The sequence below is a fragment of the Vitreimonas sp. genome, assembly GCF_036392335.1.
Taxonomy (GTDB): domain Bacteria; phylum Pseudomonadota; class Alphaproteobacteria; order Caulobacterales; family Aquidulcibacteraceae; genus Vitreimonas.
In genome coordinates this window covers 1-15150 of sequence record NZ_DASVYD010000014.1, presented here as the reverse complement: position 1 = coordinate 15150, position 15150 = coordinate 1, and the positions used below count along the sequence as shown (strand labels likewise).

Below are 15150 nucleotides of genomic sequence, written 5' to 3'. Positions count from 1 at the left end.
CTGTAACAGAGACTAGAGGCGTGGCCAGACTTGGGCAAGACGTCGCACGTTAACCCCTTGGCGCTGCATTGCAGAAATGCCGTCCAGGCGTTGCGGGACAAGGCGTGGAGGGTCATGTTCCAGACATGCCGACCTTGCTTGATTTGCGCCCTGAAGGCGAAAAAGAGGGCGCCCCCCGCCCCCGCCACCCCGAAAAAGAGGGGAGGCCGGACAACGCCTCGCCGCGCAAACCGGATTGGATCCGGGTGAAGGCGCCGACGAGCTTGGGCTATCATCAGACCAAGGAGCTGGTGCGCGATCTGAAGCTGCACACGGTGTGCGAAGAAGCCGGCTGCCCGAACATCGGCGAGTGCTGGAGCCAGAAGCACGCGACCTTCATGATCCTGGGCGGCATCTGTACGCGCGCGTGCAGCTTCTGCAATGTCTCCACCGGCAAGCCGCTGCCCCTGGATGAAGCTGAGCCGGAGAATGTCGCGCACGCCACCGCGACCATGGGCTTGAAGCATGTCGTGGTGACGTCGGTGGATCGTGACGATCTGGAGGACGGCGGCGCCGATCATTTCGTACGCACGATCCGCGCTATTCGTGAAGCGGCGCCAGAGACGACGATCGAAATCCTGACGCCGGACTTTTTGCGCAAGCCGGGTGCGGCTGAGCTGGTGATCGATGCGGCGCCGGATGTGTTCAACCACAATCTCGAAACTGTGCCGCGGCTCTATCATTCGATCCGGCCGGGCGCGCGTTATTATCAATCGCTGCGGCTGCTGGATTCGGTGAAGCAGCGCGATCCGAGGCAATTCACAAAATCGGGCCTCATGGTGGGCTTGGGCGAGACGAAGGACGAAGTGCTGCAGGTCATGGACGATCTGCGCGTCGCGAACGTGGATTTCCTCACCATCGGCCAATATTTGCAGCCAACGAAGAAGCACGCGGCGATCGATCGGTTCTGGACCCCGGAGGAATTCAAGGCGCTGGAGACGATCGCGTACGCCAAGGGCTTCCTGATGGTGTCCGCCTCGCCGCTGACCCGCTCGTCGCACCACGCCGGCGAAGATTTCGCGCGTCTGAAAGCGGCGCGCTTGGCGCAGCAAGCTTGAGAAGGCGTATGTTAAGTCCTCCCCCGCAAGCGGGGGAGGTGGCGAGCGTAGCGAGCCGGAGGGGGAAAGTCCGCCAACACCGCGCGCGCCCCCTCAGTCACGCTACGCGTGACAGCTCCCCCGTAAACGGGGGAGCAGTTTAGTGAGCCGTACTGTCATCGAAGCCGAGCGCATCTTGCCGTACGCGCCGGCGGATTTGTGCCGGTTGGTGGGTGATGTGCGTGCATATCCCGAATTCATTCCGTGGCTGCAGAGTTTGCGCGTGGTGAAGGAAGAGCCGCGCGACGAGGGCGGTTGGGAAGGTGTGGCCACCGCGATTGTGGGCTGGAAGGCGATCACGGAACGGTTTTCGACGTCGGTGCGCTGTGAGCCGGCCAAGGGCGAAGTGGATGTGGCGCTGGTGAGCGGGCCGTTTCATGCGCTGGACAATCGCTGGCGGTTCGAGCCGCACGAGAAGGGCGCAAAGGTGCGCTTCTGGATTTCGTACCAGTTCAAGAACCCGCTGCTGAACGCAGTGGTGAGCGCCAACAAGGATAAGGTTGCCGCGCGCGTGATGGGCGCGTTTGAGCGCGAAGCGAAGAAGCGGCTCGGGCGCTAGTCCATCACACGCTTAAGCAGATCGAACGCGGCGAGCACGGTGGCGAGTTGGATTTCGTGCCGCCCTAAATCCCCAAAGCGCTTTTCTTCGTGAATGGTTGCGCCGCCGCGTCTTGAGGCGGCCATGTGGACGAGGCCGACGGGTTTTTCGGGTGTACCGCCATCGGGGCCGGCGATGCCGGTGACGGCGACGGCGATGTCGGCGCGGCTCTTGGCGATCGCGCCTTCGGCCATGGCGATGGCGACGTCGCGGCTGACAGCGCCGATGCGTTGGATGAGATCGGCGGGCACGCCGAGCATTTCGGTTTTGGCTTCGTTGGAATAGGTGACGAAGCCGCGCTCTAGGCTGGCGGAGGCGCCGGGTATTGCCGCGAGCGAGGCCGCGATCAGGCCGCCGGTGCAGCTTTCGGCGGTGGCGATCTTGAAGCCGCGCGCCTTCGTCTCGGCGAGCAGCGTTTGGGCGTTCTCATAATGGGCGGTCATTCGTCGTGGATAGCGCCGCGATGTGGAGAAAGTCCATTCCCAGGACTCATGGGGGGTGGCAGAAGCGGGGCGCTTTCGGGAGGGAACATGCAAGCTCTTGCGCGCCGCGCCGCAGCGCCGATTTTCGCGCTCGCGCTGTTTTCCAGCGCCGCGCTGATCTTCGTACTGCAACCGCTGTTCGGGCGGATGGTGACGCCGCTCTTGGGCGGATCGCCGGCGGTGTGGAACACCTCGATGGCGTTCTTCCAGGCGGCGCTGCTGGTGGGCTATCTCTATGCGCACTTGCTGGCGCGCGTGCGCGATTTGCGCGTGCAGGCTGTCGTGCATGCAATTGTGCTGCTGGCGGCGTGGCTGGTGTTGCCGGTGCATGTGACGAACGCGCTGGGCGCGCCAAGTTCGGAGCACCCGGCGTTGTGGCTTGTCGGCGTGCTCGCGCTCTCGGTGGGCGCGCCGTTTGCGGCGGCGTCGGCGACGGCGCCATTGCTGCAGGCTTGGTATGCGCGCACAGGACGCGCCGACGCGCATGACCCATATTATCTTTATGCGGCGAGCAATTTGGGCTCGTTCATCGGCCTGCTCGCGTATCCGGCGTTGATCGAACCGCTCTTGGGCGCACAGGCGCAGAGCAGCGCGTGGACGGCGGGCTATCTGCTCGTCGCGGCGATGGTAGTGCTGTGCGCCGGCATGGCGGTGTCGGCCAATGACGGCGCGCCAGCGCCGGTGAAAACTGACGCCGCGCCGGATGCGGGGGCGGTGACGTGGCGCGAGCGTCTGTACTGGATGGCGGCGGCGGCTGTGCCGTCGGCGCTGTCTCTGGGCGTGACGTTGCACATTTCGACCGACGTGGCGTCAGCGCCGATGCTGTGGGTGATCCCGCTGGCGCTTTATCTAGCGACGTTCGTGATCGCGTTCGCGCGCGGCAGCGAGAAGCTGATTGGCTCGACGCTGTTTATCCACCCGTTCGCCTTGGCGCTGTTGCTGGCGTCTTATTATGCATCGGGCAATTGGACCTTCTCTGTTGCGGGCATATTGGCAGGGTTCTTCTTCAGCGCCCTGATCTGCCATTTGGCCCTGGCGCAATCGCGACCGGACGCGAGCCGGCTGACGGAGTTTTATCTCTACGTCTCACTGGGCGGCGTGCTGGGCGGCGCGTTTGCGGCGCTGCTGGCGCCGGTGATTTTCAACAATGTGTACGAGTACCCGCTGGCGTTGGCGGCCGCGTGCCTGTTTCGGCCGCGCGCGCAGAACGACATGCCGCGCTTGATGGACGCCTCGGTCGCTGCAGCGGTCATGATTGCGGTGCTGTTCGTCATTCTAAACGTGCGTACGGCGGTGATCGATTCCGTAATCATCGTGGGCGCGTTGGGCGCGGCGTGCTCGATGGTGGCGGCGGGATGGGGTGATGAGCGTCGGCCCGCGCCCTTCCGGTACGCGTTCCTGGGCGCGGCGGCAGTGCATGCGGCTATCGTGATCTGGATCGCGTTCCATCTGGATGCAATCTTTGTGCGCTCGATCGTCGAAGGCAGCGGGCAACTGGAAATCCAGCAGCCCTGGGGCTTGGTGCTGATTGGGTCGAGCATGCTGGTGCTGATGTTCGTGGTGCACGGCACGACGCAGAACCGGCGCGAGGGAGATTCGCCAATCGCCGATTTTGCCTGCGGCGCGGCGCTGCCGACCTTGTTATTCCTGATTATGCAGGTGCTCGTCGGCGCACGATTGACGCCGCAATTGCTGGTGACGGTTGGCATTCTGCTTTGCGCGTTTGGCGTGTTCTTCAATCGCGGCCGGCCGATCGTCATGGCGGCGGTCGTGCTGACGTCTTTCGTCGTGATCTTTCTTGAGGACGCGCGCGGCGCGCGGATCATTACGCAGGAGCGCAGCTTCTTCGGCGTGTTGCGCACGCGCGTGATGGATGATCCGAGCGATCCCGCCGTGCCGCCGCTGCGCATTCTGTTGCACGGCACCACGATTCACGGCGCGCAGCTCGCCGCCCCCGGCCTCACCCGCCTGCCCCTCACCTATTATCATCCGCGCACGGCGCTAGGGGAGGCGATCCTGGCGGGGCTTTCGACGGGCGATTCCTCCAACATGGCGCTGATTGGCTTGGGCGCCGGCTCCTCGGCGTGCCTGACCCGACCAGATGATCGCTTGACGATTTTTGAGATTGATCCGGCCGTTGTGCGCTTGGCGGCCGAGCCGGGCGGCGACTTCACTTACGTGCCGGAATGTCAGCCGAACGCGCGCATCGTCTTGGGTGATGCGCGGTTGCGGATCGCGGAGGAGCCGAACGGTGAGTTCGATGTGATCGTAGTTGATGCATTCTCGTCCGACGCGATCCCGGCGCACTTGCTCACGGCCGAGGCGATCCAGACATATCTCGACAAGACCTCCGATCGCGGCATCGTTGTGCTGCACTTGTCGAACCGTAATCTGGCGCTGGTGTCAGAGGCGGCGCGGGTGGCGCGCGATATCGGCGCTTTCACCCAATATCGGATCAGCGATCGGTTCGAACAGCCTTACGTTTCGTATTATGGCGGCTTGGCAGCGAGCGTGATGATCGTGGCGAAATCGCCCGAGATCATGAGCCGCTTGGCGTTGCCGAGCGGCGGCTGGCGTGCGTTCGAGGCGCCGGAGGGACCGGGCTGGACGGACGATTACATCAACGTGCCGCGCGCGCTGTGGGAAGGGCTCTCTGGCGCGGAGAATTGCCGGATTTATCCATGGTTGCGCGAGTGCGGCGGTGAACCGGCGGCGCAGGAAACGCCGGCGGCGCCGACTGATCCGACGCAGCAATAGTGCGTCGCGTCGCCCTTCGACGGGCTCAGGGTGACGCGAACTCTGGCGTCGCGGACAATCTTCTAGCGTCAGCCTGAGCTTGTCGAAGGCGGCGTGCGTTCGCGATGCCGACGAGGGCGCCGGCGCTCCGGTTTTAGCGGCGCAACAGGGTCGCGGTGGCGTAGGCCGCGAGTCCTTCTTCGCGGCCGAGGAAGCCCATGCGCTCGGTGGTCGTGGCTTTGACGCTCACGCGCTCAATGGGGAGATCGAGCACGGCGGCGGTGCGGGCGCGCATGGCTTCGCGGTGCGGACCGATCTTTGGGCGTTCGCACACGAGCGTGACGTCGACATGTGTGATGGTGGCGCCGGCGGCATCGGCGAGCCGCAGCGCGTGGCGCAGGAATTTTTCCGAGTCCGCGCCTTTCCATTGCGGATCGCTCGGCGGGAAGTGTGCGCCGATATCGCCTTCGCCGAGCGCGCCGAGAATAGCGTCCACCAGCGCGTGCCAGCCGGCGTCGGCGTCGGAATGGCCGAGCAGGCCTTTCTCGTGCGGAATACGCACGCCGCAGAGCGTGACATGATCGCCTTCGCCGAAGCGATGCGCGTCGATGCCGTTGCCGACGCTGACGAAGCGATTATCGAGCAGGCGCGCGAGCATTTCCAAATCTCCGGGATAAGTGATCTTCATCAGGCGCGGATCGCCGGCGATCAGTTTCGTTTCGGCGCCGAATTTACGCATGACCGCGAGATCGTCGGCGAAGGTCGCGTCACCAATCGCGGCGTAGGCGGCGCGCAGTGCGGCGGCGTTGAAGGCTTGCGGGGTCTGCACGCGCATCAAATTCTCGCGTGAAATCTCAGCGACGACGACATTGTCGGCGCCTACGCGCTGAAGTGCATCCGCAGCAGGCAAAGCAGGAGCGACGGCAAGCGCCCCGTCGCGCACCGCTTCGATCAGAGCGCGGATCGTGGTCTCAGAAAGCCCCGGACGTGCTGCGTCGTGAATGAGAATGACATCGGTGTCGGAAATCGCGGTCATCGCCGCCCGCACGGACTCCGTGCGCGTCGCCCCTCCTCGCACCGCGCGGACGGGGAGGGACGCAGTTGCGGCATGGAACAGGTCCTCCTGGTCCGCGCCGATGGCGACGACCACCTCTCCCACGCCGGCGCGCAGGAACGCCTCGGTCGACCAGCGCAACACCGGTTTCCCCAGGAGGCTATTGTATTGCTTAGGCAAATCGCCGCCCGCCCGACTGCCGGAGCCGGCGGCGACGATGATGGCGGCCACTTTCATCGGCTGGAGAATTCTTCGCACTCTTGTTGCATCGCAGCATAAAACCCTTGGCGCCCGCTTTTTAGGCGCCATACTCGACGCCGAGGACGGGGCCAAGGATGCTCGATTTGACCGAAAATCGCCGGCTTGTCTCCCGCCTCGCGCTGGGGATGTGGGTATGGGCGGACCGAACGTGAGCGAATTGCGGCCTTTGGCGGGGCGCATCTCGACCCCCGACGCCGAGCGTTGGCTTGAGGGGCTGCCTGCGCCGGTGATCGGTTTGGACTCGGGCGAGCGTATTCGTTTCGTGAACGCCGCCGCCGCGGAATTGCTCGCCGGTGTGGGGCGGGGGCTGTTGGGCCGACGCCTCGATGAGATTTTCGGAAATGATGCGCCGATCCTTGGGCTCGCGCGCCGCGCCGCGAATGGCGTGGCCGTGGCCGAAGCGGACGTGACGCTGGCGGGCCCCGGTTTTGCGCTGGGCCGCGCGACCGTGTCAGCGGGGCAGGTGGGCGATAACGGTTATGTCGCGCTGGTGATCACGCATGCGCCGCGCGCACGAGTAGCGCCATTGGCGACTGCAATGAATTCGGCGGCGCGCACCTTGGCGCATGAAGTGCGCAATCCGCTCGCTGGGATTCGCGCGGCGGCGCAGCTGATCTCGCGCGGCGCCGATGATGAAGCTTCGGCATTGGCGACGTTGATTTGCGATGAAGTGGATCGGATTCACCGGCTGACCGACCGGATCGATCCGCTCGGGTCCTTCCACCCACCGCGTTTCGAGCCGTTCAACATTCACGAGGCGCTGGATCGGGTGCGTAAATTGGTGGGCTCAAGCGCCCCGCATGTGATGATCCGCGAACGCTATGACCCAAGCTTGCCGCCGGTGCGCGGCGATCTGGACCAATTGATCCAGGCGTTTTTGAACATCGCCAAGAATGCGGTGGAAGCGTTGGGCGACCAGCCTGACGGCGAAATCTCCATCATCACGGCGTATCGCCCGGGCGTGCGCTTCCGGTCCGCAGCCAGCGGCGCTGCGCGCGCGCAACTCGAAGTGCAGATCGTCGATAATGGACCAGGCTTGCATCCCGACGTGGCCGATCGCTTGTTTGAGGCGTTCGCGAGCACGAAATCTGGCGGCATGGGTCTTGGCTTGACGGTCGCCGCCGACATCGTCGCGCGGCACGACGGACGCATCGAAGTCGATAGCGTGCCTGGGCGCACCGCTTTCACCATTCTGCTTCCCATCGATCCGGAGGATCACCCATGAGCGCACGCATCCTGTTGGCGGATGACGACGCGTCCTTGCGCTTCGTGCTTTCGCAAGCGCTCGGCAAGGAAGGCTACAATGTGCGTGCGACAGGCAATGTCGCGACGCTGTCGAAATGGGTGCGTGAGGGGGAGGGTGACCTCGTCCTGAGCGACGTCTACATGGGCGACGAGTGTGTGTTCGACGCGCTCCCCTCGATGCGGATCGCGCGCCCTAACCTGCCCGTGATCGTGATGAGCGCACAATCGACGGTGTCGACCGCGCTCTCCGCCGCAGGCGCGGGCGCCTATGATTATGTGCCGAAGCCATTTGACCTGGATGATCTGATGGCCGCGGTGCGGCGCGCGCTGACCGGCGGACCGGATGCGAAGACGCGCGCACAGGGCGCGAAAGCCGAGAAGGAAGAGAAGCTGCCATTGATCGGTCGCGCGCCAGCGATGCAGGAAGTGTATCGCGTGATGGCGCGGGTGGCCGGCACCGATTTGACCGTGCTGGTCGAAGGCGAAAGCGGCACGGGCAAGGAGCGCGTCGCACGCGCGATCCACGATCATAGCCGCCGGGCCAGCGGACCATTCGTGATCGTGAGCTTGGCGGGCGCCGCGCCGGCGCAGATCGACCGCGAATTGTTTGGGCCGGACGGCAAATTTCAGCAGGCGCGCAACGGCACATTGTTCTTGGAAGACGTGGATGAGTTGCCGTCCGATGCGCAGACGCGATTGGCGGGCTTGCTGCATTCGGATGATCCGAACGAGCGTCCCAATGTGCGCCTGATCGCGGCGGCTCAGCGCTCGCTGTCCTCGCTCGCCCGCCAGGGGTCGTTCCGTCAGGATCTGTTCTATCGTTTGAACGTCGTCTCGATCCGGCTGCCGCCGCTTCGGGAGCGTCTGGAGGATGTCGGCGACTTGGCGCGGGCGTTCTTGGTGCGGGCCAAGCGCGAAGGGCTGCCGGATAAACAGCTCGACAGCTCGGCGATCGAACGGCTGAAAGCCTATGATTTCCCCGGCAATGTCCGCGAACTGGAGAATTTGCTCCGTCGCGCAGCGGCGCTGAGCCCCGCTTCGGTGATCACCGCACGCGAGATCGGCAATGAGCTCGGCAACGCGGCCAAGGAGCAGGCCGCCGAAGAGAGCGGGGAGGGCTTTGAAGCCGCCGTGTCCCGCCGCCTCGCCTCGGAATTCGCGGCCGCGAGCCCCGATTTGCCCGAGGCTGGGCTTTATGACCGGCTGTTGGCCGAGGTGGAGCGCCCGCTCATCGAACAGGCGTTGCACGCTACACGCGGCAACCAAATCCGGGCGGCGGCGGTTCTGGGCATCAACCGCAATACTTTACGGAAGAAAATCCAGACCTTAGGCATCAAGACTGGGCGCGGCGATTGACGCTGCCGTGATCTTGGTTCAACACCATGTTGCTAAGCAGCAACATGAGTTCCCCCGGTCATGGTGCAAATCACGGCGAATGAGTCCGCCTCCGACGCGGCGGTTCTGAGCGACCGTCCGCAAGGGAAAAGCGCGCTCGCCTTCGCCATCGGCTTCGGCGTGGCCGCCCTCCTCACCGCGACGGCCACCATCGCCCTCCTCCTCGGCGAAGGCTTGGCAGGGGAGGCCAATACAGCCATCGGCGGCATGCTCTTCGCCAGCATCGCCATCTCGGCGGTGCTCACCGGCATCTTCGCGCATCGCATGCTGCGGATCGCCAAAGCCTGGCGCTCAGCCGCGAGCGGCGCGCGGCTGCATTTGCGCTTCGTCACGTTGTTCGCGCTGGCCGCTCTGGCGCCGGCGATCATCGTGGCGGCGTTCTTGGGCTTCACCTTCAGTCAGGGTGTCGATCGTTGGTTTAGCCAGCGCGTCGAGAGCACGATCGAGAACGCGGCTGACGTCGGTCGTGCGTATGTCGATCTGGCGTCCGGCGGACTGAGCAGTGAAGTCGAGGCGATGGGCGTCGACTTGAACGCGGCGCGACAGGGTTTGGTGGACGAGCCGCAGCGCTATTTGGCGTTTCTGAACGCACAGACGGAGCGGCGCGCGCTGTCTGCGGCTTATGTGGTCGATAGCGCCGGGCGCGTGCTGGCGCGAAGTGAGATGCCTGGCGCGGGCCCGTATCGTCCGCCGTCGCGCAATGCCTATGTGACGGCGAATGCCAACCAGGTGTCGGTGCGGTTCGACGAACCGACCAATTCGGTGCGCGCGCTCTATCGGCTGAACGCATATCAGGACGCTTATCTCTTGGTCGCGCGGCCGGTGGCGCCGGGATTGGTCTCGCAATTGCGCGCCTTCGATGAATCCGTGGAGGATTATCGCAACGCCCGCCAACAACAGGGCGCGCTGCGCGGTCTATTTGGGCTGGCCTACCTTTCGACGGCGCTGCTGGTGTTGTTGGCCGCCGGTTGGGTGGGTCTGAACAGCGCCACGCGCGTGGCCGAGCCGATCGGACGGCTTGTCGGCGCGGCGCGGCGCGTCGAGAGCGGCGATTTGAAAGCGCGCGTCAGCGTGGGCGAGGAGCGCGACGAGATCGACGCGCTGGCGACGGCGTTCAACCGCATGACGGCGCAATTGGACACGCAGCGGCGCGATTTGGTGGCGGCGCAGGAGGACGCTGAGGACCGCCGGCAATTCATCGAAACGGTGCTCGCTGGCGTCAGCGCCGGCGTCGTCGGGTTGGATCACAATGGCCGGATCTCGGCCGCCAATCGCTCCGCGGTGCAATTGCTCGGGGTGGAAAATCTCGTCGGCCGCCGGCTGATCGATGTCGCGCCCGAGTTTGCCGAATTGCTGAACCGCGCTTCGCCCATGGGCGAGACGCCGGCGATGCGCGTTGACCTGATGCGCGAGGGCGGATCGCTGAATCTGAGCGTGCGCATGAGCCCTGAAGCCGACGGCGGCCTCGTGCTGACGTTCGACGACATGACCAAGCTGATCTCGGCGCAACGGCAGGAAGCCTGGAAGGATGTCGCCCGCCGCATCGCGCACGAGATCAAGAACCCGTTGACGCCAATCCAACTTTCGGCCGAGCGGCTGCGGCGCAAATACGCCGACGAGATCACATCGGATCAGGACACGTTCTTGAAGTGCACGGACACGATCCTGCGCCAAGTCGCCGACATCGGTCGCATGGTGGACGAGTTCTCGTCGTTCGCACGCATGCCGACGCCGCGGATGGCTTTTGCGGATATGAGCGAGATCGCGCGGCAAACCGTGTTCGGTCAGCGCTTGGCCTTCTCCGATCTGCGCATTGAGGTCGAAGGCGTAGACAAGCCGATCGGCTTGGTGAGCGACGAGCGCTTGATCTCGCAGGCGCTGCTGAACCTGATCAAGAATGCGGCCGAAAGCGTGCAAGCGCGGCGCGCGCGCGATGGCGAACCGAAGGACGGGTTCGTGCTGCTGCGGCTGCGCGACCTCGATTTCGGCGTGCAATTCGAAGTGATCGACAACGGTTTGGGCTTTCCGGAGAAGGATCGCCACCGCCTGATCGAACCGTATGTGACGACGCGCACCAAGGGCTCGGGGCTCGGCCTGGCGATCGTGGCGCGCATTGTCGAAGACCACGGGGGGCTGATTGAGTTGGACGACGCACCCGGGCAAAGCCCGGGCGCGATTGTCCGTTTCGTTCTTCCAAAGCGGGCCGATGACACATTTGAAGCGGCCGCAGAACACGGCGCAGGAGCAGCCTGATGGCGTCTGACATTCTCATCATCGACGACGAAGCCGATATCCGCGATCTCGTCTCGGGCATCCTCGAAGACGACGGCCACCAGGTGCGGACCGCGCGTGACAGCGACGAAGCGCTGGATGCCTTGCGCCGACGCACGCCTTCACTCGTCGTGCTCGACATTTGGCTGCAGGGCAGCCGCATGGACGGCCTCGAATTGCTGGCGACGTTCAAGGAGATCGATCCGGACATGCCGGTGATCGTGATCTCCGGCCATGGCACCATCGAGACCGCGGTCTCGGCGATCCGCAAAGGCGCTTATGATTTCGTCGAAAAGCCGTTCACCGCCGATCGTTTGTTGCTCGTCGTGCAGCGCGCGCTGGAGGCGGCGCGGCTGAAGCGCGAGAACACGGCGCTCAAGGCGCGTTCGGCGGCGAGCGATGAGCTGATCGGCTCGTCGGCGGTGATGGCGGCGCTGCGCAGCGCAATTGACCGCGTCTCGCAAACCAATTCGCGGGTGCTGGTCACCGGGCCGGCCGGTTCCGGCAAGGAGCTCATCGCGCGGCTGCTGCATGAACGCAGCGCCCGTGTCGGCGGGCCGTTCGTGGCGATCAATGCGGCGTCGATCGCGCCGGATCGGATGGAGAGCGAGATCTTCGGCGAGGAAGGCCCAGATGGTCGCGCGCGCAAGATCGGTGTGTTCGAACAGGCGCATGCGGGCACGCTGTTCTTGGACGAAGTCGGCGATATGCCGCTGGAGACGCAGTCGAAGATTCTGCGGGTGCTGGTCGAGCAACGCTTCCGCCGCCTGGGCGGCTCCACGGACGTGCAAGTCAATGTGCGCGTGGTGTCTTCGTCATCGCGCGATTTGAGTGGCGATATCGAGCAAGGGCGTTTTCGGCAGGATCTGTATCACCGGCTGAACGTGGTGCCGCTACGCGCGCCGGCGCTGTCGGAGCGACGCGAAGACATTCCAGAGCTGGCGGGCTATTTCGTTGGGCGTCTGGCGGGCATGACCGGGGTGCCGGCGCGGCAGATCGGTGAAGACGCGCTGGCGGCGCTGCAGGCCGCGGAGTGGCCGGGCAATGTGCGCCAGCTGCGCAACGTGATCGAGCGCATCCTGATTTTGGCGACGGGGGACCTTTCGCAGCCGGTGACCGTGGATTCGCTGCCGCCGGAAGCTTGGCCGGCCGCGGGTTCGAAGCGCGATGGCATGCAGGAAGTGATCGGTTTGCCCCTGCGTGATGCGCGTGAGCGGTTTGAGCGCGAATATCTCAACGTGCAGATCACGCGCTTCGGCGGCAATATTTCACGCACGGCGGCGTTTATCGGCATGGAGCGTTCGGCGCTGCACCGGAAGCTGAAATCATTGGGCGTAGAGGCGCCGGGCCGCAGCGGACAAGAAGCGGAATGAGCCAGATCGCTTATGTGAATGGCGCGTACGTGCCGATGCGCCATGCGGCGATCTCAATCAATGATCGCGGCTTTCAGTTTGGCGATTCCATCTACGAGGTGTGGCCGGTGCGCGGCGGACAGCTGCGCGATTCCGAGGGGCATTTCGCGCGTATGCAGCGATCGCTGAACGAAATCCGCGTGCCGGCGCCGATGGATGAGCGGGCGCTGAATTTGGTGATTAAGGAGACGATGCGGCGCAACAAGGTGCGCGACGGGATCGTCTATATTCAGATCAGTCGCGGGGTCGCCCCGCGCGACCACACGTTTCCGACCAAGCCGACAAAGCCCACCCTGATCATCACGGCGAAGAATTTGGACCAGGCGGGCATGCGCAAGCGTGGCGCAGAAGGCGTGAAGGTGATCACGACGCCGGAAATCCGTTGGGCGCGGCGCGATATCAAATCAGTCAATCTGCTGCCGAACATTCTGCAGCGTCAGGCAGCGAAGGAAGCTGGCGCGTTCGAGGCGTGGTTCGTGGATGCCGACGGCTTCATCACGGAAGGCACATCATCGAATGCTTGGATCGTTGATGCTCAGGGACGTTTGCGCACGCGCCCGCTCTCGAATGACATCCTCCATGGCGTCACGCGCGCTTCGGTGCTGAAGGTCGCGCAAGAGCGGCAGATGCAGGTGATCGAGGAGCCGTTCACGTTGGCCGAGGCGAAGGCTGCGCGGGAGGCGTTCGTGACCGGCGCAGGCGCGCCGATTTTCCCTGTTGTCGCCATCGATGACACGCCGGTGGGCGAAGGAAAGCCTGGACCCGTGACGCAGGCCCTGCGCGCCGCTTATTTGGGCGCCTGAACCGGCGTTACAGTATTCGGCGCCCGGTTACAGTTGGCGCCACCCCCGGTTCGTGCCTATAGCAGCCCATCAAGCCGTGCGTTTCGTCGCGGCGTCATAAAACTGAAGCATGGGGCTACACCATGGATAAGAAACAAAACCTCCAGGACACGTTCCTGAACGCTGTCCGCAAGGCCAAGACGCCACTCACGATTTTCCTGGTCAACGGCGTGAAGCTGCAGGGCGTCGTCACTTGGTTCGACAATTTCTGTGTGTTGTTGCGCCGCGATGGCCAGGTGCAGCTCGTTTACAAGCACGCGATTTCGACGATCATGCCGGGCGCGCCCGTGCAATTGTACGATATCGACAAGGCAGCTGATGAAGCCGACGGCTGATACGCCGCTCAAAGATTTCAATCGCGCGATCGTGCTGCGCCCGCTGGCGACGGCGGGCGAGAGCATTCGCGATGGCGAAGCGCGCCTGCTGGAGGCCGTAGGGCTGGCGCAAGCTTTGGGCCTCGACGTCACGCACGCCGAGGCGCCGCCGCTGCGCCAGATCAGCCCCCGCACCTATCTGGGCGGCGGCCGCGTGGAGCGTTTGAAAGAGCGTGCCGAGGAAACCGGCGCGGGCGTGGTCGTGATCGACGCGCCGCTCTCGCCTGTGCAACAGCGCAATCTGGAAACCGATATTGGCGCCAAGGTCGTGGACCGCACGGGCTTGATCCTCGAGATTTTCGGCCTGCGTGCGCGCACCAAGGAAGGCAAGCTTCAGGTCGAGTTGGCGCGTCAGGGCTATGAGCGCTCGCGCCTGGTTCGCACGTGGACGCACTTGGAGCGCCAGCGTGGCGGCTTGGGCAAAACTGGCGGTCCTGGCGAAACGCAGATCGAACTCGATCGACGCATCATCGCGGATCGAATTTTGAAGCTGAAGCGCGAACTGGAGGACGTGCGGCGGACGCGCGGGCTGCAGCGTCGTGCGCGCTCGCGCGCGGGCCTGCCGGCTGTGGTGCTGGTGGGCTATACGAACGCCGGCAAATCGACGCTGTTCAATCGGCTGACGCAGGCTGGCGTGCTGGCAAAGGATATGCTGTTCGCCACGCTCGATCCGACTGCGCGGCAAGTAAAATTGCCCAGCGGCCGTGCCGTGATCATGAGCGACACGGTGGGCTTTATCTCCGATCTGCCACACGAATTGGTTGAGGCGTTCCGCGCCACGTTGGAGGCGGTGACGGAGGCGGATCTGCTCGTGCACGTGCGCGACATCGCCCATCCCGAGACGGACAAGCAGAAAGCCGACGTGCTGGGCGTGCTGGCGCAATTGGCCAAGGATGCGGGCGGGAAAACGCCGCCGGTGCTTGAGGCGTGGAATAAGATCGATCTGTTGGACGACGCGACGCGTGAGGGCCGCTTGCGGCGTGCGCAGACGGCGGCTGAGCAGGGGCAGGGCAGCGCCCTACCCCCTGTCGCGATTTCGGCGGAGACAGGGGAGGGCGTGGATTCCCTGCTCGCGGCGATCGATCGCGCGGCCTTCTCAGCGACGCGCGTCATCACCCTCACCTTGGCGCCGGACGATGCTGGACGCGTGCGCGCGCAGATCGCGGCTGCGGGCAAAGTTCTCGATGAGCAAACCGACGATGATGGCGTGATCACGCTGCGGGCGGAGCTCTTGGTGGAAGATGCGGCGCGCTTTGCACCTTTGGAGCCCCTGCCCGAAGAACCAAAGCAAGCGGCGGAGTAGGGCTGGTCTTCGGATCGCCGGCTTCCAGCCGGCATCTTCAT

At 64.6% G+C, this 15150-nt stretch carries 12 protein-coding genes; 10 read left to right on the top strand and 2 right to left on the bottom strand.

The window, feature by feature from the left end:
- Nucleotides 1–125 precede the first annotated feature (125 nt).
- Both lipA and VF769_RS02095 read left to right on the top strand, forming a co-directional pair.
- Nucleotides 126–1097 (top strand): lipoyl synthase, encoded by a 972-nt coding sequence (gene lipA / locus VF769_RS02100; protein WP_331006712.1) that lies wholly within the window; start codon nucleotides 126–128, stop codon nucleotides 1095–1097.
- Nucleotides 1098–1239: 142 nt separating this feature from the next.
- Nucleotides 1240–1695: a type II toxin-antitoxin system RatA family toxin gene (locus tag VF769_RS02095; protein ID WP_331006711.1), complete on the top strand. Its 456-nt coding sequence runs from the start codon at nucleotides 1240–1242 to the stop codon at nucleotides 1693–1695.
- Here the strand turns inward: VF769_RS02095 and VF769_RS02090 are convergent.
- On the bottom strand, nucleotides 1692–2177 hold the full coding sequence (locus tag VF769_RS02090) for a CinA family protein (protein ID WP_331006710.1): 486 nt from the start codon (nucleotides 2175–2177) through the stop codon (nucleotides 1692–1694). The two genes, VF769_RS02095 and VF769_RS02090, sit on opposite strands and share 4 nt — an antisense overlap.
- Before the next feature lie 87 nt (nucleotides 2178–2264).
- On the opposite strand from VF769_RS02090, the gene VF769_RS02085 reads away from it, so the two are divergent.
- A complete protein-coding gene (locus VF769_RS02085; protein ID WP_331006709.1) occupies nucleotides 2265–4973 on the top strand; it encodes a fused MFS/spermidine synthase in 2709 nt (902 codons plus the stop codon).
- A 133-nt stretch (nucleotides 4974–5106) separates the two neighbouring features.
- Here the strand turns inward: VF769_RS02085 and VF769_RS02080 are convergent, their stop codons facing one another.
- Nucleotides 5107–6243: a bifunctional 2-C-methyl-D-erythritol 4-phosphate cytidylyltransferase/2-C-methyl-D-erythritol 2,4-cyclodiphosphate synthase gene (locus VF769_RS02080; RefSeq protein ID WP_331006708.1), complete on the bottom strand. Its 1137-nt coding sequence runs from the start codon at nucleotides 6241–6243 to the stop codon at nucleotides 5107–5109.
- Nucleotides 6244–6400: 157 nt separating this feature from the next.
- Here VF769_RS02080 and VF769_RS02075 point away from each other — a divergent pair, with 157 nt between their 5' ends.
- The 7 genes from VF769_RS02075 (at nucleotide 6401) to hflX (ending at nucleotide 15109) form a co-directional block, all read left to right on the top strand.
- Nucleotides 6401–7492 carry a two-component system sensor histidine kinase NtrB gene (locus tag VF769_RS02075; RefSeq protein ID WP_331006707.1) on the top strand — a complete coding sequence of 364 codons (1092 nt, stop codon included), beginning with the start codon at nucleotides 6401–6403 and terminating at the stop codon, nucleotides 7490–7492.
- Entirely contained in the window at nucleotides 7489–8868 is a 1380-nt protein-coding gene (locus VF769_RS02070) for a sigma 54-interacting transcriptional regulator (RefSeq protein WP_331006706.1), read from the top strand. Before VF769_RS02075 ends, VF769_RS02070 begins: the two co-directional genes overlap by 4 nt.
- 60 nt (nucleotides 8869–8928) lie before the next feature.
- Nucleotides 8929–11160 (top strand): PAS domain-containing sensor histidine kinase, encoded by a 2232-nt coding sequence (locus VF769_RS02065; RefSeq protein WP_331006705.1) that lies wholly within the window; start codon nucleotides 8929–8931, stop codon nucleotides 11158–11160.
- Nucleotides 11160–12551 (top strand): sigma-54 dependent transcriptional regulator, encoded by a 1392-nt coding sequence (locus VF769_RS02060; protein ID WP_331006704.1) that lies wholly within the window; start codon nucleotides 11160–11162, stop codon nucleotides 12549–12551. The genes VF769_RS02065 and VF769_RS02060 overlap by 1 nt, the downstream gene beginning before the upstream one ends.
- The gene (locus VF769_RS02055) at nucleotides 12548–13393 is read left to right on the top strand and encodes a D-amino-acid transaminase (protein ID WP_331006703.1); all 846 of its coding nucleotides are present in this window, start codon (nucleotides 12548–12550) and stop codon (nucleotides 13391–13393) included. Before VF769_RS02060 ends, VF769_RS02055 begins: the two co-directional genes overlap by 4 nt.
- Before the next feature lie 122 nt (nucleotides 13394–13515).
- A complete protein-coding gene (gene hfq / locus VF769_RS02050; protein WP_135210135.1) occupies nucleotides 13516–13767 on the top strand; it encodes an RNA chaperone Hfq in 252 nt (83 codons plus the stop codon).
- Complete coding sequence (gene hflX / locus VF769_RS02045; RefSeq protein WP_331006702.1) at nucleotides 13751–15109, top strand: GTPase HflX; 1359 nt, start codon at nucleotides 13751–13753, stop codon at nucleotides 15107–15109. Before hfq ends, hflX begins: the two co-directional genes overlap by 17 nt.
- The last annotated feature ends 41 nt before the right edge of the window (nucleotides 15110–15150 follow it).

What these genes read in the sequence shown, in the direction of transcription:
- VF769_RS02070 (WP_331006706.1), top strand. Translation starts at nt 7,489, where the DNA reads ATGAGCGCACGCATCCTGTTGGCGGATGACGACGCGTCCTTGCGCTTC.
- VF769_RS02055 (WP_331006703.1), top strand. Translation starts at nt 12,548, where the DNA reads ATGAGCCAGATCGCTTATGTGAATGGCGCGTACGTGCCGATGCGCCAT.
- lipA (WP_331006712.1), top strand. Translation starts at nt 126, where the DNA reads ATGCCGACCTTGCTTGATTTGCGCCCTGAAGGCGAAAAAGAGGGCGCC.
- VF769_RS02085 (WP_331006709.1), top strand. Translation starts at nt 2,265, where the DNA reads ATGCAAGCTCTTGCGCGCCGCGCCGCAGCGCCGATTTTCGCGCTCGCG.
- VF769_RS02075 (WP_331006707.1), top strand. Translation starts at nt 6,401, where the DNA reads ATGGGCGGACCGAACGTGAGCGAATTGCGGCCTTTGGCGGGGCGCATC.
- VF769_RS02065 (WP_331006705.1), top strand. Translation starts at nt 8,929, where the DNA reads ATGGTGCAAATCACGGCGAATGAGTCCGCCTCCGACGCGGCGGTTCTG.
- hflX (WP_331006702.1), top strand. Translation starts at nt 13,751, where the DNA reads ATGAAGCCGACGGCTGATACGCCGCTCAAAGATTTCAATCGCGCGATC.
- VF769_RS02090 (WP_331006710.1), bottom strand. Translation starts at nt 2,177, where the DNA reads ATGACCGCCCATTATGAGAACGCCCAAACGCTGCTCGCCGAGACGAAG.
- hfq (WP_135210135.1), top strand. Translation starts at nt 13,516, where the DNA reads ATGGATAAGAAACAAAACCTCCAGGACACGTTCCTGAACGCTGTCCGC.
- VF769_RS02060 (WP_331006704.1), top strand. Translation starts at nt 11,160, where the DNA reads ATGGCGTCTGACATTCTCATCATCGACGACGAAGCCGATATCCGCGAT.
- VF769_RS02080 (WP_331006708.1), bottom strand. Translation starts at nt 6,243, where the DNA reads ATGAAAGTGGCCGCCATCATCGTCGCCGCCGGCTCCGGCAGTCGGGCG.